19 protein-coding genes and 1 other annotated feature are annotated in these 23,738 nt (G+C 26.6%); of the genes, 5 read left to right on the top strand and 14 right to left on the bottom strand.

Annotated elements, in window-relative coordinates:
• Positions 1–148: 148 nt before the first annotated feature.
• Together NG918_RS11940 and NG918_RS11935 are read right to left on the bottom strand one after the other, a co-directional pair.
• Positions 149–367 carry a carbon monoxide dehydrogenase gene (locus tag NG918_RS11940; protein ID WP_252226522.1) on the bottom strand — a complete coding sequence of 73 codons (219 nt, stop codon included), beginning with the start codon at positions 365–367 and terminating at the stop codon, positions 149–151.
• Positions 368–521: 154 nt separating this feature from the next.
• Positions 522–1,886, bottom strand: coding sequence for a sugar porter family MFS transporter (locus NG918_RS11935; RefSeq protein WP_252212789.1), 1,365 nt, complete (start codon positions 1,884–1,886; stop codon positions 522–524).
• A gap of 125 nt (positions 1,887–2,011) precedes the next feature.
• On the opposite strand from NG918_RS11935, the gene NG918_RS11930 reads away from it, so the two are divergent.
• Both NG918_RS11930 and NG918_RS11925 read left to right on the top strand, forming a co-directional pair.
• A complete protein-coding gene (locus NG918_RS11930) occupies positions 2,012–2,785 on the top strand; it encodes an alpha/beta hydrolase (protein WP_252226358.1) in 774 nt (257 codons plus the stop codon).
• 114 nt (positions 2,786–2,899) lie between these two features.
• Positions 2,900–3,928: a LacI family DNA-binding transcriptional regulator gene (locus tag NG918_RS11925; RefSeq protein WP_252226356.1), complete on the top strand. Its 1,029-nt coding sequence runs from the start codon at positions 2,900–2,902 to the stop codon at positions 3,926–3,928.
• 151 nt (positions 3,929–4,079) lie between these two features.
• Here the strand turns inward: NG918_RS11925 and NG918_RS11920 are convergent, their stop codons facing one another.
• Together NG918_RS11920 and NG918_RS11915 are read right to left on the bottom strand one after the other, a co-directional pair.
• Positions 4,080–5,114: a M42 family metallopeptidase gene (locus NG918_RS11920; protein ID WP_252226354.1), complete on the bottom strand. Its 1,035-nt coding sequence runs from the start codon at positions 5,112–5,114 to the stop codon at positions 4,080–4,082.
• A gap of 38 nt (positions 5,115–5,152) precedes the next feature.
• Entirely contained in the window at positions 5,153–6,628 is a 1,476-nt protein-coding gene (locus tag NG918_RS11915; protein WP_252212793.1) for a leucine-rich repeat domain-containing protein, read from the bottom strand.
• Between the two features lie 339 nt (positions 6,629–6,967).
• Here NG918_RS11915 and NG918_RS11910 point away from each other — a divergent pair, with 339 nt between their 5' ends.
• Positions 6,968–7,618, top strand: a complete 651-nt coding sequence (locus NG918_RS11910) for a hypothetical protein (RefSeq protein ID WP_252226352.1) — start codon at positions 6,968–6,970, stop codon at positions 7,616–7,618.
• Between the two features lie 89 nt (positions 7,619–7,707).
• On the opposite strand, the gene NG918_RS11905 is transcribed toward NG918_RS11910, so the two are convergent.
• The 6 genes from NG918_RS11905 to leuA form a co-directional block, all read right to left on the bottom strand.
• On the bottom strand, positions 7,708–8,865 hold the full coding sequence (locus NG918_RS11905) for an iron-containing alcohol dehydrogenase (RefSeq protein ID WP_252212795.1): 1,158 nt from the start codon (positions 8,863–8,865) through the stop codon (positions 7,708–7,710).
• Positions 8,866–9,103: 238 nt separating this feature from the next.
• Positions 9,104–10,018: a glycerol dehydratase activator DhaB2 gene (dhaB2, locus tag NG918_RS11900; RefSeq protein WP_252226519.1), complete on the bottom strand. Its 915-nt coding sequence runs from the start codon at positions 10,016–10,018 to the stop codon at positions 9,104–9,106.
• A 30-nt stretch (positions 10,019–10,048) separates the two neighbouring features.
• Positions 10,049–12,412: a glycyl radical glycerol dehydratase DhaB1 gene (dhaB1, locus tag NG918_RS11895; RefSeq protein WP_252226349.1), complete on the bottom strand. Its 2,364-nt coding sequence runs from the start codon at positions 12,410–12,412 to the stop codon at positions 10,049–10,051.
• Between the two features lie 372 nt (positions 12,413–12,784).
• The gene (locus NG918_RS11890) at positions 12,785–13,840 is read right to left on the bottom strand and encodes a response regulator transcription factor (RefSeq protein WP_252226347.1); all 1,056 of its coding nucleotides are present in this window, start codon (positions 13,838–13,840) and stop codon (positions 12,785–12,787) included.
• A 10-nt stretch (positions 13,841–13,850) separates the two neighbouring features.
• The gene (locus NG918_RS11885; RefSeq protein WP_252212798.1) at positions 13,851–15,068 is read right to left on the bottom strand and encodes a PocR ligand-binding domain-containing protein; all 1,218 of its coding nucleotides are present in this window, start codon (positions 15,066–15,068) and stop codon (positions 13,851–13,853) included.
• A gap of 271 nt (positions 15,069–15,339) precedes the next feature.
• On the bottom strand, positions 15,340–17,013 hold the full coding sequence (gene leuA, locus NG918_RS11880) for a 2-isopropylmalate synthase (RefSeq protein ID WP_252226344.1): 1,674 nt from the start codon (positions 17,011–17,013) through the stop codon (positions 15,340–15,342).
• Positions 17,014–17,367: 354 nt separating this feature from the next.
• On the opposite strand from leuA, the gene NG918_RS11875 reads away from it, so the two are divergent.
• Positions 17,368–18,003 carry an MntP/YtaF family protein gene (locus tag NG918_RS11875; RefSeq protein ID WP_252212800.1) on the top strand — a complete coding sequence of 212 codons (636 nt, stop codon included), beginning with the start codon at positions 17,368–17,370 and terminating at the stop codon, positions 18,001–18,003.
• 251 nt (positions 18,004–18,254) lie between these two features.
• Here NG918_RS11875 and NG918_RS11870 read toward each other — a convergent pair whose 3' ends face one another.
• The 4 genes from NG918_RS11870 to NG918_RS11855 all read right to left on the bottom strand — a co-directional run bounded on the left by NG918_RS11870 (position 18,255) and on the right by NG918_RS11855 (position 21,823).
• A complete protein-coding gene (locus NG918_RS11870) occupies positions 18,255–19,328 on the bottom strand; it encodes an iron-containing alcohol dehydrogenase family protein (protein ID WP_252226336.1) in 1,074 nt (357 codons plus the stop codon).
• Between the two features lie 70 nt (positions 19,329–19,398).
• Positions 19,399–19,656 (bottom strand) — a binding site (T-box leader).
• A 304-nt stretch (positions 19,657–19,960) separates the two neighbouring features.
• Positions 19,961–20,101, bottom strand: a complete 141-nt coding sequence (locus NG918_RS11865; RefSeq protein ID WP_252226334.1) for a hypothetical protein — start codon at positions 20,099–20,101, stop codon at positions 19,961–19,963.
• Positions 20,102–20,226: 125 nt separating this feature from the next.
• Positions 20,227–20,805: a hypothetical protein gene (locus NG918_RS11860; protein ID WP_252226332.1), complete on the bottom strand. Its 579-nt coding sequence runs from the start codon at positions 20,803–20,805 to the stop codon at positions 20,227–20,229.
• Positions 20,806–20,980: 175 nt separating this feature from the next.
• Positions 20,981–21,823 carry a hypothetical protein gene (locus NG918_RS11855; protein WP_252212804.1) on the bottom strand — a complete coding sequence of 281 codons (843 nt, stop codon included), beginning with the start codon at positions 21,821–21,823 and terminating at the stop codon, positions 20,981–20,983.
• Positions 21,824–22,385: 562 nt separating this feature from the next.
• Between NG918_RS11855 and NG918_RS11850 the strand changes: the two genes are divergently transcribed.
• Complete coding sequence (locus tag NG918_RS11850; protein ID WP_252213059.1) at positions 22,386–23,678, top strand: NCS2 family permease; 1,293 nt, start codon at positions 22,386–22,388, stop codon at positions 23,676–23,678.
• The last annotated feature ends 60 nt before the right edge of the window (positions 23,679–23,738 follow it).

The following is a 23,738-nucleotide window of genomic DNA, read 5'->3' as shown; positions in this document are numbered from 1 at the left end:
CAGTAAATGTGACAATACTCATTGAGGATTCTCAAAGTCCAATTACAATGCCACTTTCCCTATTGCATATATAGACACAGATTTAAGACATATTCAAAAGTTAAATATAAAAACAATTAGAACCCTATTTCTAGAGTTCTAATTGTTTTTATATTGAAAATTTATTTTTTGTATTACAAAATGGACATTTAACAATTGCTTCATAATTAGTTATTGTTCCGTTACTTCCTATAGTTTCACCTATGGCTATTACCTCTTGCGCTTGCATACCCTCTCTTTTTATTGTAGCTGTCCTCTCACCATAAATTATGCAATTCCATTTTACAATATTATGGCATGCATTGCATTTGTTTTCTTTATTGACCACCTTCAAATTTACCACTCCTCTCATATAATTTTATTATATAAGACATGGTAAAATTCCTTCTATCTTTTACAAATAATCATGTTTCTCAAAAACTTTATTTCTCGAATCTAAAATACTATATAAATTCTATTTCTTTAAAAAACATATTTTAATTTTATCCCCAAATTTGTTCTATTTCTTCTAGTGATTTGTCTTTTGTTTCTGGAAGTGCTACCCATGTATAAAGGAAAGCAATAATACACATTATTCCAAAGAAACTAAATGTTATTCCACCTCCAAAATTAGATAAAATAATTGGAAATAATTGTGATATCAACCAATTTGCTACCCACATAAAAAATGTTGCAATAGACATTGCTCTTCCTCGAACTTGATTTGGAAAAATCTCACCAAGAATAACCCATACAACTGGTCCCATAGAAACATTAAACAAAAATAAGTATAATACAATGAATATACTTGTTAATATTCCTAAATTTAAATTAAAATGTAGTGAAATACCAACAAGACCTTGCATACAAGCCATTCCTAAACTACCAATCATTAAAAGTTTTTTACGACCAATCTTATCAACAAGCCACATAGAACAAACTACACCAGAAAAGGCTGCTATACCTATCATAGAAATAGTAAGAGTTCCCATGTCTCCATTTGCACCAGCTGCTTTAAATACTTGTGGAGCATAGTAAATAATAACATTTATACCCACTAATTGTTGCAATACAGCTAAAATAATGCCTACTCTAAGTGCTTTCTTTACTCCAGGAGATTTAAAATCAGTCCATGAATTTCTTTTATTAACTTTAATTGAATTTTCAATATTAATAAGTTCTCTATTAGCTTCTACTTTTCCATTAATTTTTTCTAAAATAGTTTTAGCTTCTTCACTTCTCCCTTTAAATATTAACCATCTTGGACTTTCTGGTATTGGCAATAAAATAATAAGATATAATATTGCAGGAACACCAGCTAGTCCTAAAATTAAACGCCATCCTACATTAATTTTCCACATATGATCAGCACCATTCATTATTGCCGCATTAATAAAGTAAACAGATACAATCCCAATAGCACAAGCAAATTGATAAATTGAACCTAATCGTCCTCTCATATGAGAAGGAGCAACTTCAGAAATATATGTAACTGATAATACAGAAGCCATTCCAATACCTAAGCCCCCAACTAATCTTGCTAAAATAATAATTATCACATTAGGTGCAAAAGCTTGAATAATTGAAGATACTCCAAATAATATTGCTGAAATTGCTAGTACCTTTTTACGACCCATCCAATCACTAAAAGAACCAGAAATTAATACTCCAATAGCTCCACCTATTAAAATACTTGAAACCACAAATCCAACCATTGCACTACTAAATTGAAATTTAGCTTGAATTGATTCAATTGCCCCAGAAATAACTGCTGAATCATATCCATATAATAGCCCACCAAAGGCAGCTGCTATACAGATAAAGATAATAAAAATAGTAGATCCCTTTTCCTTTTTAATTTTGTTCATAATTATCCTCCTTTATTTTTCCTCAAACGTTTAACGTATAACGTTTACTTTTTATAATGTTTATGATAAACTATAAAAGAAATTAATACAAGTGTTTTTAAAATAATTAAAAGGAGTTGTTTTTTATGGCATTAATTACATGTAATTTTTATTCAGATGTTTTAGAGATTTCTACTACATCCACAGTGATAATACCAGAACAAAAAAAAGAAAATGGGAAAGTAGGCGAAGTAGATATTCTAAAAAAATATCCAACACTTTGGTTATTACACGGACTTTCTGATGATGCTAGTGCATGGACTAGGCAATCATCTATTGAACGTTATGCAAATGAACGTGGTATTGCAGTGGTTATGCCACAAGTTCATCGTAGTTTTTATACAGATATGTGCTATGGAAGTAGCTATTGGACATTCTTAACAATAGAATTACCTAAAAAAATGCGTCATTTCTTTCCATTATCTTGCGAAAGAGAAGATAATTTTGTGGCTGGTTTGTCTATGGGTGGATATGGAGCTTATAAATGGGCTTTCAATCATCCAAATTTTTTCTCAGCTACCGCTTCCCTTTCTGGTGTAGTTGATATTAAAAATTTCCCTAATAATAAAGATGTACAAATGAAAGATTTTGATTTAATTTATGGGAACCATAAAATTGAAGGTACTAAAAATGATTTATATTATTTAATAAGGAAAGAAAATATAGAAGCTCTTTCTCATTTAAATGTCTATCAATGTTGTGGCACAGAAGATTTTTTATATGAAGATAATATTAAATTCCGCGACAATATAAAACATAAATTACCTAACTATATTTATTCTGAAGGACCTGGTTCACATGAATGGAATTTCTGGGATTATCAAATTAAAAAAATCATAAATTGGTTACCTTTAAAATAAACAATAAAAAAGAATTTTAGCATTTCACAAAAAATAATGGTATAGTTACTATATATTAAAACTGTCTCCCAAGACATTTAACATATTAATATATAGAAAGAGAGCCAATTATGTATGAATAAAAAAGTTACTATTAGTGAAGTTGCTAAAGCTGCTAATGTTTCTGTTGCAACTGTTTCGCGAATTTTAAACAAAAAAGATGGAAATATAAAAATTAGTGAAAAGACCAAAACAAAAGTACTTGATATAGCAAACTCTTTAGGATATCAACAAAATCCTTTTGCATCTGCTTTGCGTACAAAAAATACAGGTGTATTAGGGGTAATTGTAAGAGATATTACAGATCCGTTGTTATCTAAAATTGTAAAAGAAGTTCAAAATTATGTACATGAAAAAAACTTAGAATTATTTATTGGTCATACTAATTATCAGTACGAAACAGCCAAACGACAATTAAATGCTATGATAAATTACTTATTTGATGGATTAATAATACTTGATAATCTTTCTGAAAATGATTTATTTATACAAAATATAAAAAAACAAGGGGTTCCTTTTGTTGCTATAATGGGTGATATTGAAAATTATATTAGTCCTGTCATTCGTACAGATGAAAAAGAAGGGATTAAAATGGCATTAAACCATTTAATTACATTAAATCATGAAAATATTGGTTATATAGGCAATCAACTTTTAGGAGTTAGACATAGATTCAATTATTTTAAAGAAGAAATTGAAGCATTGAAACTTCCATCAAATCCAAAAACATGGCAAAATAAAATTAAAACAAAGTCAATGATTACAGATTACCTAATAAACATTCAACAACTATCTTGTCCACCTACAGCAATTGTTTGTGCAACTGATAAATTAGCTTTACAAACAATTAGCAGTGCACAACAACTCGGAATTAAAATTCCAGAAGATTTGTCAATTATCGGATTTGATGACATCGAAGAAGCCTCAGAGTATTTTCCATCTTTAACTACCATCCATCAATCCGTTTCTGAAATAAGTGCTGCTGCAATTGAGCAATTAATTTCTATGATACAAAACAAAAGTCAAGAATATATTAAAGAACAAATAATTCAACCTAAATTAATAATTCGTTCTTCAACGTCTATTAATAATCATAAAAAATAAATTCAAAAATCATATATATGATTTTAAATCGGATACATTAAAAATATGATTTTTTTAGCATCCAAATATAACATATTGATTATTCTCAAAAATCAAAAAAGCTGTTTCAAATTAAATAAAAAATTTGAAACAGCTTTACATTTAAATATAATTATTGCTTAGTTAAATATAAATATAATAATTTTATTGTATTCTCAAATGCATTATAATGAGTTCTTTCCATTCCATGTGACGCATGAACTCCTGGTCCTATAAGGGCTCCTCTTATATCATTTCCACCCTTAAGTGCAGCTCCGACATCTGATCCATACATTGGATAAATATCTACTGCATAATTTATGTCGTTTTCCTTAGCTAAATTAACTAGATTTGTTGTCATATTATAATCGTAGGGGCCGCCAGAATCCTTTGCACATATTGAAACATCATATTCTGTGCAATTCAAATCATCACCTATACATCCCATATCTACAGCTATCATTTCTGTTATATCCTTGGGAATATATGATGAACCATGTCCAACTTCCTCATAAACTGAAATAAATATCTTAGTTGTAAATTTAGGAGTTATCTTTTCTCTATTGAATAGTTCAAGTAATCCCATTAAACAAGATACACTACCTTTATCATCTATAAATCTTGACTTTATAAATCCACTTTCTGTTATTGTTGTTTTAGGATCAATAAATACAAAATCACCTGCACAAATTCCTAACTTTTCAACATCTTCTTTAGATTTTACTACCTCATCTATTCTTATTTCCATATTTTTAGGTTCACGTGTTTTGCTTGAGCTATCTTCAAAAACATGAGCTGCAGGACTTGTGCTTAAAAATGTACCGTTATAAAGCTTTCCTTCTCTAGTTCTTATGATGCAATATTCTCCATCTAACGTTGGAACTATTGGACCTCCAAGCAAAGTAAATTTTAATTTTCCATCACTTGTTATTGATCTAACCATTGCGCCCAAAGTATCTACATGAGCTGATAATCCTATTACTTCATTATTAGATTCACCTTTTACAGTTATTATTCCACAACCTTTTCTTGTTGTTTCAAATTCATATCCAAAACCTTTAGCAATTTCTTCAATCTTTTTTATTATGTCAAAACAAAATCCAGTTGGACTATTAAATTCTAATATTTCTTTTGCTGTTTTTAAAATATATTCTTTATTAATATTCATAAAATTCTCTCCTTTTCTACCAAAATAAAACTAAAATTTTAGTATGGATAATAATAGAAATATATTGCTCTATCAGTAGAGTATGTTGAATCATCATTATATACATTTCTTATATGGAATATTTCATTATCAAATTTATCTCTTTGATTATCTACTATATAAGCATATTGATTATCTCTCCATCCCATAAATAAATACACATGAGTATGACCATTAGTATATAAAATATCCCCTGGTTTTAATTGTGTGAAATCACTTGATGCTATAAATCCTTTTTCTTTTAATAATCCTTCTAATTCGTAAGTATTACAAGTTTGCTCTGGTAACCAAACACCACTTCTTCTTAAAACTTCTGATAAGAAATATACGCAATTATTGCTTGTCTCTCCTCCATGAAGTTCTACAGCTTTATTATGAACGCTTAATTGATTACTAGGATTTGTCATATACTTAAATGCATTAAGTTGAACATTAGAATGAGAATAATTACTAGATGTATTTACAGTTTCTCCATTAGGCTGAACATATGTATTATCATCAATCCATGTATTTTTAATTAGTGCTCCATTAGAATAAAATCTATATTTTTTACCATCTATAGTAATTTCTTTTCCAGATACCATAATACCATTTTGATCTAAATAATACCTATTATTGCCTTCATCTAACCAACCGCTAAGCATTATTCCACTACTATCAAAATAATAATATTGATTATCTATTTTTGTCCAAGCAGTAGCCATTTCTCCGTTAGAATTTAAATAATATTTTTTTGAATTCACTTCTATAAATCCTGTTAACATTTCACCATTTTCATTAAAGTAATACTTCTTGCCATTAATTACTTTCCATGTGTTTTTTATTAACTCTCCAGAAGTGTCATAATAAAACCACTTCTCTGATTCTTTTTGCCAACCAATTTTTAATGTACCATCTTCATTAAAGTTATATGTTTTACCATTAACTTTTATAGTTTCTTTAACTCTATCACCATGTCTGTCTAAGTATGTCCACTTTCCCTTTAAAAAATGCAATCCTTCTTTTAATCTTACTTCATTGCTTTCAACATCAACATATTGATATTCACCTTTAATTATCTTTTCTTCAAATTTTTCTGGTAATTCTCTAAACTTATTGTCACCTAAATCTATATATGTTAATTTAGTTAATTCTGTTATATTATCAGGAATTTTAGTCAATTTACAATAGTTTAAATTTAAATACTCTAAGTTTTTCATTAAACCTATTGTTTCTGGTAATTCCCCTTCTAATCTTTTGTAATGCAAATCCAATTTCTTAATCTTTAAAAAATCTTCTTTTGTAAGTTCATTAAATTTCTTATTAAGCTCATCTGCCACTTCCATGTTAAGCCAATTTCTTTCAGGCTCAAATTTCTCTTCTTCAGAAATTTCTATTTTAGTATTTGCATTGTTATCATATGCAAATGCTTGTACACTTCCACTACATATCGTCATTAATACTGCAGTTCCTATTACAATTAATTTCTTTTTCATTTACGTTTCCCCCTTAATCATCCTTGTAAATTGTACCATTTAATAATACAACAAACAAACTCTAAAAAGGGACTATATTATTAAAAATTGTAAAAATTAATAGAAATTTAATTATTATTCTATATTTTTATTTTTTCTTCTAAATAAGGTAAACTATTTATTATGATATTATAAATTATAGTGATTACAAACTTGTTATTACTATAATTTATATTTTAATTTCTTGTTTACATCTAAAAACGATTTTCTGTTAAAGTTTACTTTTTAAATTTCTATTTAAATTTACAAATACTACTTTAAAACATATAATTAAAATATTTACTAAGGGAGGTTAAACTTATGGCAAAGACAAAAAAAACTAGTATATTTTTAAGTATAATACTAGTAATTCTTTTAACTTTAAGTGCTACTTATTACATTGGCTTTTACCCTAAAACTGAAGTCATAGATATTAATACTTCATCTAATTTTAATGATTTAACTCTGCTAGATAAACTATCAAGGAATGATTTAAATTTATCTTCTAAGGAAATATCCCTTGAGACTTCTTTAACACTTTCTGAAGAAGACTTAAATTCTATGTTTATTGGTTTAATTAAAAAAAGTAATAATAAACTCTCAAATTTAATAACTGGATTAAAAGTAGATATAAATGAAAATAAACTTAATATTATCTTTCATTTAAAATACAATGGAATTCCTTTAGAGGGCCATTTAGTATTTACTGCTTCTGCTGAAAATGGCAAATGTATTCTTCATTATGATAGTGGTAATGTTGGTTTCATTAACATTAATAAAGATTTGATTTTTTCTAAATTAAAATCAAATGAATTTGTAGAATTTGATAAAAATACTGGTGATATTACTCTTTCTATAAGCAGTATTAATAATATCAAGGTTAAAGATATAAAAATACAAGATAATAACATAATCATTACAATAAAGGGAATCCTTACTTTAGATGATTTAAAGAAGTTGAAATTAAATTAATCAAAAAAGAAGTTGATTTTTTAGTAATCAACTTCTTTTTCTAAACTTTTCTCAAAAATTTTTACTCTAAATATAAATATTCTATTTAATTAGTAAGCTGATTTGAATATATTTATTATATCTTGTTGATTTCCTTTTCTTGGATTACTGAATGCATTTCCGTCTTGTAATGCTAATTCTGCCATGTATTCGAAATCTTCTTCTTTAATTCCTTTTTCTTTTAAGCTTGTTGGTATTCCAATATCTTTTGAAAGTCTGAACATAGCATCTATAGCTTTTTCTGCTGCTTCCATTACTGAAAGACCTGAAATATTTTCTCCCATAAATTCTGCTATATCAGCAAACTTCTTAGGATTTGATATCATGTTATAACGTTCAACGTGAGGTAATAGCATAGCATTAGCAACACCATGCGGCATATCATATAATCCACCTAATTGATGAGCCATAGCATGTACATATCCTAAATTAGCATTGTTAAACGCCATTCCTGCAAGTAATGATCCATAAGCCATATTTTCTCTTGCTTCAAGGTTTTCACCTAAAGCTACTGCTTGTCTTAAGTTTTGTGATATTAACTTAATAGCTTGTATTGCAGATGCATCAGTTACTGGATTTGCATCTTTAGATACATAAGCTTCGATAGCATGAGTTAATGCATCCATTCCTGTAGCTGCTGTTAATCCTGCTGGTTTTTTAACCATAAGCATTGGATCATTTATAGAAACTAAAGGTAAGTTTCTCCAACTAACTATAACGAATTTTATTTTCTTCTTTGTATTAGTTAAAACACAATGACGAGTTACTTCACTAGCAGTTCCTGCTGTAGTATTTACTGCTACAATTGGAGGTAATGGATTAGAAAGTGTTTCTATTCCAGCATAGTCATAAAGATCTCCTTCATGTGTTGCTGCAATACCTATTCCTTTACCACAATCATGAGCACTTCCGCCACCTACTGTTACAATCATATCACAATTTTCTTTTTGGAATATTTCTAATCCAGCTAAAACATTAACATCTTTGGGATTAGGTTCAACACCATCATAATAAACAGCTTCTATTCCTGCTTCTGTTAAATATTTAACTGTTAATTCAACAGCGCCGCCTTCCATATCTCTTAAAAATCTATCTGTAACTATTAAAGCTTTCTTTCCGCCTAATATTTTACATCTTTCACCTACTACTGACACTGAGTTTGCTCCCATAAAGTTTACACTTGGTACTAAGTAATCATACATTCTCATTATGTTTCACTCTCCATTAATTATTCTTTTATTAATCAAAATTAATTTTATTAACTTTGATTCAACATTAATTTTTCTTCATTTTAATACTATCAAAATATCCTTTTAATATTAATAAATTTTATTGTTGTATGTTAGTAATCTGTTGTTTAATTATAATCTGCTATTTTTCTATATAGTAATATATTGTTTTTTTAATAGAATTCTTTTGTTTACATTAAAATTTCTTATGTAAAAATTACTGAGCTCCTATTGTACAACATATACCCATGCCTTCAATTAGAGACTTTAACTCTTCCATTTTTTCGTCACTAGGAGTTTGTAGTTCTCTAAGAAGATACTCTTTTCCTATAGCTTCATACTTACTTTCTCCATAGTTATGATATGGAAGAAGATCTATTCTCTTTAATTTTTTTAATGTTTTTGAAAATTCCGCTACTTCCTTAATACTTTCTAAGTCTGCATTAAATCCTTCAATAACTGGAACTCTAATTATTATTTCCTTAGCTATTTCATCACTTAATTTAATATTATTTAAAATAATCTCATTATCTACACCTGTGAATTTTTTATGTATTTCACTATTCATGCTCTTTATATCAATCATAGCTAAATCTATATATGGAATAACTTTTTTAACTGCTTCGCTATTTACATACATTGCAGTTTCAATAGCTGTATGCCATCCATATGATTTACATTTTTTTAATAACTCTACTGCAAAATCTGGTTGAAGTAATACTTCTCCTCCAGATAATGTTATTCCGCCATTTGATCTTCTATAATGAACACTATCTTTTTTTAATTCATTAATAATCTCTTCAGTACTACATTCTTTTCCTTCAAGAATAAGTGCTCCATTTAAGCAATTATCAACGCACTTTTCACATTGTGTGCATTTATCTTCATTTACTCTATACGATGAATCCATATCAATAGCTAAACTTTCACATTGTGATTCACATCTTCCACATTTAGTACATAAATTTTTATTAAACATTATTTGAGGAGCAATATCTTGTGATTCTGGATTGCTGCACCATAAGCATGACATTGGACACCCTTTAAAAAACACTATTGTTCTTATTCCTGGTCCATCATGTAATGAAAATTTCTGTATATTGAATATAACTCCTTTTATGTCTGTACTCATCACTTTCATATCCTCCTCTAAAAACTTTTTTTACATAACATGTTCTGTTCTTGCAATAATATCATTTTGTATAGACTCATCTAAAGATATAAATTGTGCACTATATCCTGCAACTCTAACAATTAAATCTTGATAGTTTTCTGGATTTTTTTGTGCTGCAAGTAATATATCTTTATCTATTACATTAAATTGAACGTGGAATCCTTTTTGATCAAAGTAACTTCTTATCAATGCTGTTAAATTCATTAATCCATTATCACCTTTTAATGCTGATGGATGGAATTTTTGATTAAATAATGTTCCATTTGATGCTATAAAATGATCTAATTTAGCAACTGAATTACAAGCTGCAGTAGGTCCTGAAGTATCGCATCCTCTTGATGGAGAAACTCCATCTGCTAATGGCTGTCCACAGCTTCTACCATCTGGAGTAGCCCCTGTTAAACTTCCAAAGAATACATTTATAGATGATGGATATAATCCTGGTTGGAATTTACCACCTCTTGGATTTGTATATTTATTAACTTCTCTGCTATATACTAATGCGCCTTCTCTAGCTAAATCATCAACTTCATCAATATCATTTCCAAATTTAGGAGCTTTCTTAAGTAATGCTTGTATATGTTCTGAATCCTTAAAGTTTTCAGCTAAAACTTTCTTTAATTCTGAAGGAGTTATTTTGTTTTCATCGAAAACAAGTTTTTTAACTGCAACTAGTGCATCTCCAATATTAGCTACTCCAACACCTTGTGGTCCACTAAAGTTATATTCTGCTCCTCCATCTTGAAGACTCTTTCCTCTTCCAATGCAATCATCAACCATTGAAGATAAGAAAGGTAATGGTGCTCTCTCTGCATGTGCAATATCTATACAGTTATCTGCAGTACACATATGTCTTACAAAGTATTCCATTTGATTTTGGTAAGCAGTCATGAATTCTTCGAAAGAAGTCATTTCTTCAAAACTTTGAGTTTTAGGTCCTATTTGTTTACCATGGTCCATTCCTGAATTTATAGTTAATTCTACTATTCTAGCAAGATTAAAGAATGCTGAATCATGCCATCCTTCTGTCTTTCCTGGCTTTTGTGGTTCAACACAACCAATAATTCCATAATCTCTTGCATCTTCTAATGTAAGCCCTCTAGCAACTAATGATGGAATAATAACTTCATCATTGTAGTATGCAGGAAGTCCTAATCCTTCTCTAGTTAATTCTGCTGCTCTAAGCATGAATTCGTCTGGAGTTTTGTTCCATATTCTTACTGATAAAGATGGTTGAGGTAATTTAACATGTACTGATGCTTCTAGACACATATAAGATATTTCATTTGTTGCATCTTTTCCTTCTGGAGTTTGTCCTCCTGCAATTAAGTTTTGATACATTGGATATCCACCAAAGTGCTTAGTTGAAATTTCATCTCTTACTTTGTTAATATCATTTAATTTTATCCATATACAATCTATTAATTCTTGAGCAAATTCTTTTGTTATATTTTTATCATTTGCATAATATGGATACATGTATTGGTCAAATCTAGCTGGTGAAATAGAATGTCCATTAGATTCTGTGTTTATTATTGCATGAACAAACCAAAATGATTGACACGCTTCGTAGAAAGATGTTGCTGGCTCTGCTGGAACCTTTGTACAAATTTCTGCGATTTTTTCAAGTTCAGATTTTCTTCTTGCATCATTTGTATTTTTTGCAAGTTCTTTAGCTTCTTCAGCATATCTATTTGCATATGTTATTGCTGATTCACAAGAAACAATAACACTATTTAAGAACTTCTCTGTCTTTATAAAGTTTGGATCTATACTTCTGCTTTTTTCTAATTGATCCTTTGCTTCTTTTATAATTCCATTGAATCCAATTTTTAATACTTTATCATAACTTACAGCAATATGACCTACTCCATTATAGTAATAATTTCCTACTGTAAAAATATCTGCATTTACTGCATTTATTGTTTCTTCTGACATATATGAAGTTGCTAATTCACTTGTTGTCTTTCCATCCCAATATTCAAATACAGATTGTAATTTTTCTTTACTTTCTTCTGAAATTTGGAACGCATCCCCATTTCTTTTATCAATTCTATCTAATTCATCTTTTAACCACTTATTTGAAAATTCAGGGAATACTTGAGAAGATCTTGGCTCTTTAGTTAAACTACCTACTATAAGTTCCTCTTCTCTAATTGTCACAGGAATATTTTTTAATATATTATTTAAAGCTAATGCCCTTCTTAATACTGCGGGTTCACCTTCTGTTGCCTTAAAAGATTCTGTTATTAATATCGCTCTTTCACACTCAACACATGGTTTCGCATTTAATATTTGAGCTTTTAAAATATTTATTCTTTCTGTTTGAGTACTAAATCCCTTACTTATCATTTTAAATTCCTCCAATCAAATTCTCTTTTTCTTGATTTAATCTTATCATTTGATTGATAAATTTTTAACAAATTTTATTGCTTACTATTTGTACTTTTTTGTTATTTCTATCTTTCTTTTTTCTTAAACAGTATTTTTTTGTCTTATAATAACGTTTTTATGCATTATTACGTTTTTTAAACTCTTAATTTTTAAATTTACACTAATTTTCTATTATTACATAGTGATAAATTACACACACATTGACTAAATATTTCTATTATTATTTACTATCTATACTATAATCACTAAAAATAATATCTCTTCAAGTCCTCTCTTTTAAAGCATGACAAAAATATAAAGATATCTAAGGATGNNCATCCTTAGATATCTTTATAAATTATTTTTATTATTATTTCTATATGCTGAAGGGGTTATGCCAACTACCCGTTTAAAAACTTTAGAAAAATATCCCGATTCATCATGACCTAAAGTTACAGCTATATTTATTATAGACATATCTGTATTTTCTAGTAATTCCTTAGATTTTTCTATTTTATATAAGTTTATATAATCAATAAACTTCATACCTATATCTTTTTTAAATAGTTTACTAAAATAAAATATACTCAAGTTACAAGAATTAGCCGCACTTTCTAGAGTTATTTTTTCAGTATAATTTTCACTTATATAAGTTAATACTGGATTTAAAACTTTACTTATATCCTTGTTTCCAATTAACTTTTCTCTAATTATATCATCAGAATTATCTTTACATATAAACTCCAAACATTCATTCATAACAGCATTTATTTTCGTTATATTATGAATCTCTTCTATCTTATCGTTATATAAATTAATATTTGAATTCACTTTATTCTTATTCCTAATCTTAATGAAGATATTAATCATTTTATTCAATAAAATTCTACACTTATCTTTATATAGCTTAATATCACCATTACTTAAAAGTTTATATCCATACAATAAATTATCAAGTAACTCCACAGTATCTTTTTCTTCATTAGAAATTATTTTATCTAAAAGTAGCAACTCTTTTCCTATTAATTTATTCTCATTTGTTTTTAAATTCATAATATGTTTATTTAATACTTTAGCTAATTTTTCTGAACTTATTGGTTTTAATATGTAATCATCAATATCAGAATTTATTTTTTTATTATTTAAATTATAATACTCCATTAGCAATATTATAATTTTTTCTTTATCTCTTTCTTTTATAAATTTTGAAGCTTCAATACCATTTATTCCTGGCATATCATTATCTATAATTATTACATCTGGTTTAAGTTCTTTATCAAGTTCTATTGCTTTTTTACCATTATTTGCAGTTCCTACGATGTTTATTTTAATATTAATTTTATTTATTAATTTTTTAAGTGCTTCTAATTCTATACACTCATCATCTACTAAAATAACATTCCACATATATAACTACCTACCTTTCATCAATTGGTAAGCTTATTGTAACTTTAGTTCCTATCCCTAAATCACTCTCTATATCTATACAATAATCATACTTATAGAAATTTTTTATTCGTTGTTTTGCAACTGATATTCCACTTAATGAATAACTTGTGTTTTTTTCTCCTAAATTTATAACTTTTAATTTTTCTTTTGATATCCCTACTCCATCATCTACTATTGAAATTATTATAGATTCCTCTTCTTCCAATACAGATATATTTATACTTCCTCCATTTTCTTTATGCTTTATCCCGTGTGTTACAACGTTTTCAACAAAAGGATAAATGCTCATAAATGGAAGTTTGAAATCCTCTTCAATACTTAAATTAATATCAAAATTTAATCTATTACCAAATCTAATCTTCTGTAAATTTAAGTACTCTAAACAATATTCTAATTCTTCTTTTAATGTAACTATTTTATTTGATTTATAAAAAGTATTTCTTATAAATTCAGTAAATTTATATGTAAGATTACTTGTCTTTTCTGCATCTTCTATTAATGATAATGAATATATATTATTCATTATATCAAATACAAAATTAGGATTTATTTGAGATGTTAATGATTTTAATCTAAACTTCTCTAACTCATTTTGTAATTTTAATTGATTAATTTCTGATTTTACAATCTTGTTATTGCTTTCATTTAATTTTTTTGTAGTTAATTTATGTATTCCTTCTTCAACTAAATAATTTGATAAATGCAACATCATTTGAGAAATGTGTTTAATCTTCTCTAATGAAATAGTTGTAAGATTATTATATGCACATATAAGTTCCTCACTTTCTCCCAAATCAAAATTAACATTTGCAACAGCTTCTAAGTCTTTTTCTTCCTCTTTATTTATCAAGACTTGTCCTGCCATTATAGCTCCTAAATACTGACCTTTAACTATAATAGGTACTGCAAAGTCTACTATTCCTTTATGACAAATATATATGTATGGCTTTCCTGTCCTTGTAGCTTCAATTCCACCTCTTGAATCACATCTTTCACATAGTTCTACTTGCTTTTTATCTTTACGTATAATATTGCAAAATTCCGAACAGCAACTATGTGTTGTAATAGGTTTACCTTTATAATCAGTAGTTATAATAGCAATTCCTGTAGCTTTTGCAATGTCATCCTGAATATTTTGGAAAGCTTCAACATTTATAATATCTTTAAGATCGATAATGCTATTCATTTTTCACCACCATAATTATTATTTATTTTAAATAACACATCCTAAAATATGTATATTTAAATAATAACATGAAATTATAAAAAAATATAGTAAATCATTTTATAATTCGACTTAATATCTCAATATGCGTTTTAAAGTCCTAATTCAGATTTCTTAATCATTTACATTTATATTCAATATTAAATTTTATCATAAATAAACCTGAAAGATTCCATTTGATATTCTTTCAGGTTTATTAAAAGTTATTTTATTATAAAATAATATTCTACTATTATTTTTTTGAATATAGTCTATTTATAGCACTAAATATTGCTTTAATTGAAGCTCTTGTGATATTGCTATCTACACCAACGCCAAAAGTCTTTTTATCTATATCGATTCTTTCCATATAAACATATGACGCAGCTTTTGCTTCAGATCCTGTACTTAAAGCATGTTCTGTATAATCTATAATCTTTGTATCTATTAAATTACTTGAAACCAATGCTTTTTTTAATGAATCTATAGGTCCATTTCCTAAGCCTTCAAGTTCTAAATTCGTACCTTTATGTTTTAATAAAACCTTAACTTTAGTATCAGCTTTAGAATCTCCATTATTTATATCTGTGATTGTATAATTAATCAATTTAAATGGTTCATCAATATCTAAGTATTCTTTTTCAAATTGCTTCATTATTTCATCTGGAGAAATTTCTCCTATCTTTTCAGACAACTTCTGTATAACACATGCAAATTCTTTATGCATTGTCTTTGGAAGTTTAAATCCAAAACAATGGTCCATAATAAATGCAACTCCACCTTTACCAGATTGACTATTTATTCTAACTAATGCTTCGTATTCTCTTCCTAAGTCACCTGGATCAATTGGTAAATACGGTACTTCCCATATGCCATTGTTTCTTTCTTGATACTTTTTCATCCCCTTATTTATAGCATCTTGATGTGAACCTGAGAATGCTGTAAATACTAGTTTTCCTGCATATGGATGTCTTACATGTATTGGTATTTTTACACATCTTTCATAGATATCAATTATATCATTAACATTCTCTAAATTTAAGTTAGGGTTTATCCCATGAGAAAACATATTATATGCAATATTTAAAATATCAACATTTCCTGTTCTTTCACCATTTCCAAATAAAGTTCCTTCCACTCTATCAGCTCCTGCTAAAAGTGCTAATTCTGCATCTGCAACGCCTGTACCCCTATCATTATGAGGGTGTACGCTTAAGATTATTCTATCTCTATCTTTAAAATTTCTGCACATCCACTCTATTTGATCTGCATATATATTAGGAGTGTCCATTTGCACAGTGGATGGAAGATTTATAATTATCTTATTATCCTCACTTGCTTCCCATACATCAGCAACAGCATCACATATTTCTAATGCATAATCAACTTCAGTTCCTGTAAAACTTTCTGGTGAATACTCTAAAAATATCTCTCCATCAAAGTCTTTTTTATATTCTTTTACTAATTTGGTTCCTTCTATAGCTATTTGTTTAATTTCCTCTTTACTCATATTAAATACTACATCTCTTTGAAGTACTGATGTAGAATTATATATGTGAACAACAGCCTTTTTCAAACCTTTTATTGCTTCAAAAGTTTTTCTTATTAAATGTGGCCTAGCTTGTGTTAAAACTTGTAATATCACATCATCCGGAACATGTTTTTCATCAACTAATCTTCGTAAAAAGTCATATTCTATTTGCGATGCTGATGGAAATCCAACTTCTATCTCTTTAAATCCTAATTTTACAAGAAGTTTAAACATCTCTATTTTTTCATCTACTGTCATTGGATTTATAAGAGCTTGGTTGCCATCTCTTAAATCAACACTACACCAAATAGGTGCCTTTTCAATTAGGTTATTTGGCCATTGTCTTTCTTTTAATTTAACTGTTTCAAATCTTCTATATTTTTTATAATTTAACATTAAATCATCTCCCCAAATAAAATAAGTTTTTAAGATTACTACTTATCGCTACTTTCTAATGAGAAACAGTCCCTCAACAACACCATATAACTTCACAATAAAAATAATTTTTTTGTCTACTTTCTTAACCCCATCTAAAACACCTCTTTATATTATTAAAACTTAAAGTTATATTACCACTTTTTTAACTATTTGTAAAATATTTATTGTATTTCCTATGTATATCGTTAATTATTTTATTCATTTTTTATAAAGTTATCAACAACCTCTTTAGTTATACTATTAGTGTTACTTTTTGTCATTTTTAAAACTTTTGAATATATTATTATTAAATCAATCTTTTTGAGGTAATCTATGAATATTTTTTCTCCTTTATTATTATCACTTTCATCACATTTAGATACTTTTAGAGTTTCAAGTTTTTGTAGCTTAAAAAAAATATCTATACAAAAAGCACAAATTTTAATTATTTCAATTATTACAACATTTGCAACATTTATTTCTATGGGTATTGGAGAATTAATTAGTAAACTTTTATTAAAAGAAATAGTAATTCCATTTGGATGCATACTTTTAATATTTATAGGGACTTACTTTTTTGTTGAACATATAAGACTAAAAAAGAAAAGTCGTAATGAAGATACATCTTACTATGTAGAAGACAACTCAAGATTTGGTTTGCTATTGAAAGAGGGAAACATATCACCATTTGCTAATTCTAGCCATATAAGTTTTAAAGATACCTTATCATTATCTATTTTTCTTTCAAAAACAAATATATTATTAGGTTTAATTGCAGGACTTCTTAATATAAGCATACCTTTGAGTATATTTTTTAGTTTCATAATAAGTATATTAATGATTTTGATTGGAAATTTTATAACAAAATTTTCTTTTTCAAATTGGATAGGTAAAAATTTTTACGTATTTTCAGGTATCCTTTTAATCTTTTGGGGACTTTGTGAATACCTAATTTCATATTTACAATAATATATTTTTTTGAGCCTTAAACACCTTTATTAAAAAATCAAAAAATCTTATATTTTTAAATATTCTACAGAAATAAAAAAAGTTCTAAACTTTACTCAAATTTAAGCAAAGTTTAGAACTTTAATTTAAAATATTTTTTTCTAAATTTCATTTAATAATATAGCTGCTCTTTATTAAATCCAAATCCCTCTATTGTCCACTTTATATCCATCAGGAGTAATAGCGTTTTATTCCAAATAATGCAAATATTCTTATACTATTGTTTTTTCTAAATCCATTATTGCATTATAAATCATTTTTCTTGTTATTTCATAAGGTACATGCCTTATATCACTTGTTTCCATTATCTTATCAAGTACTTTATCAATATCTCCTTCTTTCACCTCAATATCATCTAAACATGTTGGAAGTCCAATGCTCTTATTAAACTTATAAACCCTGTCACGTTCTTTAAATTGCTTATCACATGTTAGCATAACCAAAACACCATAAGAAACTATTTCACCATGCAAATGATTTTTTTCTATATTTTCTAATGTAGTACATCCATAATATACTGAATGAGCAAGACAACTATTGTAATCATTTTTCACAAGAACAGATACAAGTCCTGTAGTAATTATTATATTAAGAATTATTTGTTCTACCTCATTTGATACTTTATTAATTTTAACATCTTCATAAGCTCTTTTACCATATCTCAAAAGTGGTTCAACGCAATTACGACTTATATCTACGCCTAAAAGATTAGTATGATCAAGTTCATCACCTCTTGAAGAAAATGTACATTCATATTCTTTTGATAATGCATCTCCTATACCTGCCCATATAAAATTACTTGGTGCTTCTGCTATTATTTTAGTATTAATAAAGCAATGTGTTGCTGATTTTTTTGTAAAATATAATTCTTTAAATACATGATTAGAATCATAAATTACGGTTGTTTCTGTTATTGCAGCGCAATTTGAAGCTATTGTTGGAAATACAAATAGTGATTGTCCTGTTTGATCACACATTGTTTTGCTTGTATCAATACTTCTTCCTCCACCAACCGCAAATACCATATCAGCATCTCTAACTATCGGATTCTTCTTAAGCATCTCTACATTTTCATATGAAGAATCTCCCCCAAACCATACAAAATCTACTATTTCTATATTTGAACCTTTAAGCCCATCTAAAAGTTCTTCCTTAGCTTTTGCTATTGCTGTTTTGCCCCCAACTACTACAGCCTTCCTTCCATAAGCTTCACAAATTTTAGGAATTCCTCTGTAAACATCACTCCCTATACTATAACTTGGTAAAAACAAACTATAACTACTCATTTTTTTGCCCCCTAATTATTTTTTAATATTAATTATATAATTTTTATAAAAAAAGACCTTATCTCTATTAATTAGAGACAAAGTCAAAAACTCTGCGGTACCACTCTATTTATCACTTGAAAAGTAACCCCTCAAAATATCTCTAGGAAATCCTATTTAATATTTGGCAATATAACGGTTGCTACCGGTCTTGCTTACACAATAATTATATCTTCAGCTAACTACTCATGAGTGATTTTCAATTCTTTTACAAATCCTATCTTTCAGCAAATGATAAGCTCTCTTTATAAGTAATATAAAATTTACTTTTCTCAATCAATGTATTTATTGTTTAATTTTTCATAATTGTATCTCTTTGTTTTTATATTGTCAATAATTTTTCATATTTTTTATTAATCAGATAAAAAATACACCGTATTATTAATATTTATATTGTTATTATAAATATTACTATATCTATTTTAATTATTTTTTATTACATCTTGCATGGTAATACTTATATATTTTAATCTTTAGTTAAAATTCTCGCTTAAAGTAATGCTATTTCAAACTCTATAATAAATAAAAACTGAAGTAATCCAAATTCAATGATTACTTCAGTTTTTCTAGTTTTATTATTTAACATTTAAAAATCAGAAAAATTTATTATTAGTATTATTAGTTTCTATTTTAGTTCGATCAAGATATTCTTTATTCTCTTGATATGATTTAACTTTTGACTGAGATAGATTTCCTGTTAGTTGTATTAACTTGTCTTTTTTACTCTTAGACATAAACTCCACTTCCTTTCTTTAATATTTTTACTCAAAGAAAAGAAGTTATTCTTTGTATTTTATTACTTATATTGCAGTTTTTTAGATTTCTACCTATAACTAATGAATAAAGTCATCTATAATTATTAATTAATCTCTTCAATTCCATATTTATTATAAAATTCTATTATCTCCTCTAATAAAGTATCCCAATTTTTATTGCTAAATAATTTTTGCTTTACTTTATCTTCTATTTTATTATCTTCAGTTTTAATTTTTATATCTTCATTCCAAGTAATTAAATTTTTAATAATTGATTTCTCAAATTCTGATAAAAACCCTTTTTCTAAAATAGCTCTCTTTATGTCTTCACTTTTTGTGTTTGATAATTCTTCCAATAATGTAAGTTCATATTTAGTTTGTTTAGTTATTAATTTATTAGTTGAATCATTACTAGATATGATCTTTTTAAATACTTTATCCTCCATAAGAATTTTATCAATAATATATTTCCTTATAGATAGTTCTTCTGATTTTTCTATAAGATTATATGTAAAAGTATTATAGTAATTAAGTAAATTATTAATATCAAATTCGTTCTTATTTAAATAACTTATTAACTCCTTATAAGAACTAATTACATCATCATTAAGTAAATCTTTAAAAATACATAATGAATTCAATATTAAATTAATTTTTTTTATTTTTTCTAACTCAAAATTCACTATTCAAACCCTTCTTTTCCAATAATTATAATTTTATAATCTATTAGAAATTATATCACTTTTTAATAATATTAATCATAATTTTCATTATTTATTTAATATTATATTTTTTGAATATCTAAAATTTCTTTTGTATTATATAAATTAAATAGTTAAATTTCTTATTAAGTATCATTTATATCATTGAAATTATAAGTATTAATAAAGTTAAAATTCCTAGAACTATAGATGTATATTTATATACTCTATTTTCAAATTCTTTATTTCTTTTTGTAATTATTTTTCCGCTTGTTTTTATATCTTTAGAAAGTTTGAATCCTAAAATTATTTCACTAAATATAAATGCAAAAAAAGGATATAATGTAATTAATAATTGGAAAATTATTTGTGTTGCATAAAGATTAATAAATCCTAAGTATAATATTGAAATTAATATACATATAAAATATGTAACTGATAAACTTTTTATTTTTTCATATACTCTTTCCCAACTTTGATCACTATATGTAGCTGTTTTCCTAAAGTTATATAATTTTTTATCATTATACACATGACTTAAATTTTTTTCATCTAATATACATTTTAAATCTTGCATAAAATGCTCTATATTTTCTAATACAACAGTTAATCTAATATTTTTTTCTTTACTTTTAATTTTTGTCCATCCTCCAAAATACCTTATAGATGGAAATTGTATAGCTTGTATTTCTTCATATCTAATAAAAGTTGTTCCTTTAATATTTTTATATATTATTCCTGAATCAGTAAGTTCTACACTAACCTTTTTAAATTTCCTAAACATTACAAAATAAAGTAATAAATATTCTAATCCTATTATAGTCAATATAGCTAATGCTATAATTGCAAAAATTCCAGCAAAAATTAACATATCTTCATTTATTGATTTAAGACATGATATTATGCCAGTTTCTATTAATATTGATAAAACAAACCCCATCATTAATAATAAATATTTACCTGGATTTCTTAAATGTTTTCTGTAGATATATTCATTCACGTCATCATCCCCTATTTAATTAATTTTTCTTTTTTGTATATTTATTATAAAAAACTATTTTACCCCATTTATTATCGAATAGTAAATCTATATCTTTACTTTTTAAATTTGCTAAAATATAACTATCTTGAATACCTTAAGTAATTTTTATATTAAATGCACATAATAGTTATAAAATATTATTTTAGATAAACAAATTTATAACCTCTTAATATCTTCAACATATATATTATATAATATTTAATAATTTAATTTATTAAAAACGTTTATTATCATTAATTTAATATAATATAAATTAAAATATTAAAAGTTTTATGTTTTTCTGAAAATTATACATTTTTCTAAAAATTTCACTATTATTTTCATAATTTCTTATTTTATACAACACAGAAATAATAAATTATGAAATTATATGAAAATTTATATATTAAAATAACTTTTTAGTTTGCCAAAAAAATATTTTCAATATACATTTATATTGAATTTTTTATTATGGATGATATAATAGACTTGCACTTTTTGTGCGGGTGGGCGAGGGAGATTTTGAAAGTTGGTCGAAAGGATGAATAAATTTTTTAAATTAACTGAACACAATTCTACAATAAGGAGGGAAACTATAGCCGCACTTACATCATTTTTTGCTGCTGTATACATTATTATAGTAAACGCTAGCATACTAAGTGATTCGGGCATACCTATTGAACCATTAATTATCGCAACGGTTCTATCTTCGTTACTAGGTTGTCTTATAGTGGGGTTTGTTAGTAATGCTCCTCTAATCATTATGCCCGGTATGGGAATCAATGCACTATTTACTTACACTGTTGTAAAAACTTTAGGGCTTACGTTTTATCAAGCACTAGCATCAGTAATAGTATCAGGAATTTTATTAACAATAGTTGCACTTACTCCACTTGCTAAAAATATAACTGAAGCTATTCCAAATAATTTAAAAGAAGCCATTACAGTTGGTATTGGACTTTTTATTACACTTATTGGATTATCAAAATCAGGTCTTATAGTATCTGATCCTTCTAATTTATTAAAGCTTGGAGATATAACTAGTCCTGAAGTTATAGCATTCATAATAATTATGATTATTACATTAATATTGTTTATTAGAAATGTACCTGGTGCATTCTTGATTTCAATTATCGTAGGTACAATTATTTCTATATTTATGGGAATTGTAGATATAAGTAATCTTACATTTTCACTTCCTAATTTCGGAGCTTATAAAGATATATTCTTTAATCCTGACTTTAGTGCTATACTAACTCCAAACTTTTGGATTTCTACATTTTCATTAACATTAGTTTTAATATTTGAAAATATAGGATTATTGCACGGTCAATTAAATGGAATGTTAAAGACTCCAGAAAAATCTGAAAAAGCTTTAACATCAATAGGATTTTCTGTTATTGCATATGGCTTTTTAGGAACTTGTCCTCCTGTTTCTACTGTTGAAGGAGCAGCGGGTATTGCAGCTGGTGGAAGAACTGGATTAACATCAATAATAACTGGATTATTATTTTTACTTTCATTGTTCTTTATACCATTTATATCAATAATTCCAAATGCAGCATTAGCTCCAATTCTTATTATCATAGGAAGTTTAATGTTCCAAAATCTAAAACAATTAAATTTTGATGATTTAACAGAGTTAATACCAGCATTTATAGTGGTAATTTTAATTCCATTAACTTATAGTATTGTAGATGGTATAGCCTTTGGATTTATTTTATATCCTATATGTAAATTATTTAGTAATAAGAAGAAAGATTTATCAGTAACTATGTGTATCACATCTGCTATCTTCCTTATTTACTTCTTAATCCAAGGTTTTATTCATTAATATATAAAACAAAAATGCAGAAGTTTTTTCACTTCTGCATTTTTTTATGGTTATTTTTTA

Origin of the sequence: Clostridium sp. ZBS2 (genome assembly GCF_023845855.1) — a bacterium.
In the GTDB taxonomy this organism is placed as follows: Bacteria; Bacillota; Clostridia; order Clostridiales; family Clostridiaceae; genus Clostridium; species Clostridium aquiflavi.
Note: the sequence above shows the minus strand (reverse complement) of the source record. Positions and strands in the feature narration are given on the sequence as shown.

Bases quoted from the DNA above. Each gene is read 5' to 3' on its own strand.
- NG918_RS11920 (WP_252226354.1), bottom strand. From the start codon at position 5,114: ATGAATATTAATAAAGAATATATTTTAAAAACAGCAAAAGAAATATTA.
- NG918_RS11910 (WP_252226352.1), top strand. From the start codon at position 6,968: ATGGCAAAGACAAAAAAAACTAGTATATTTTTAAGTATAATACTAGTA.
- NG918_RS11925 (WP_252226356.1), top strand. From the start codon at position 2,900: ATGAATAAAAAAGTTACTATTAGTGAAGTTGCTAAAGCTGCTAATGTT.
- NG918_RS11930 (WP_252226358.1), top strand. From the start codon at position 2,012: ATGGCATTAATTACATGTAATTTTTATTCAGATGTTTTAGAGATTTCT.
- leuA (WP_252226344.1), bottom strand. From the start codon at position 17,013: ATGTTAAATTATAAAAAATATAGAAGATTTGAAACAGTTAAATTAAAA.
- NG918_RS11915 (WP_252212793.1), bottom strand. From the start codon at position 6,628: ATGAAAAAGAAATTAATTGTAATAGGAACTGCAGTATTAATGACGATA.
- NG918_RS11905 (WP_252212795.1), bottom strand. From the start codon at position 8,865: ATGAGAATGTATGATTACTTAGTACCAAGTGTAAACTTTATGGGAGCA.
- NG918_RS11870 (WP_252226336.1), bottom strand. From the start codon at position 19,328: ATGAGTAGTTATAGTTTGTTTTTACCAAGTTATAGTATAGGGAGTGAT.
- dhaB1 (WP_252226349.1), bottom strand. From the start codon at position 12,412: ATGATAAGTAAGGGATTTAGTACTCAAACAGAAAGAATAAATATTTTA.
- NG918_RS11865 (WP_252226334.1), bottom strand. From the start codon at position 20,101: ATGTCTAAGAGTAAAAAAGACAAGTTAATACAACTAACAGGAAATCTA.
- NG918_RS11885 (WP_252212798.1), bottom strand. From the start codon at position 15,068: ATGAATAGCATTATCGATCTTAAAGATATTATAAATGTTGAAGCTTTC.
- NG918_RS11850 (WP_252213059.1), top strand. From the start codon at position 22,386: ATGAATAAATTTTTTAAATTAACTGAACACAATTCTACAATAAGGAGG.
- dhaB2 (WP_252226519.1), bottom strand. From the start codon at position 10,018: ATGAGTACAGACATAAAAGGAGTTATATTCAATATACAGAAATTTTCA.
- NG918_RS11875 (WP_252212800.1), top strand. From the start codon at position 17,368: ATGAATATTTTTTCTCCTTTATTATTATCACTTTCATCACATTTAGAT.
- NG918_RS11890 (WP_252226347.1), bottom strand. From the start codon at position 13,840: ATGTGGAATGTTATTTTAGTAGATGATGAGTGTATAGAATTAGAAGCA.
- NG918_RS11935 (WP_252212789.1), bottom strand. From the start codon at position 1,886: ATGAACAAAATTAAAAAGGAAAAGGGATCTACTATTTTTATTATCTTT.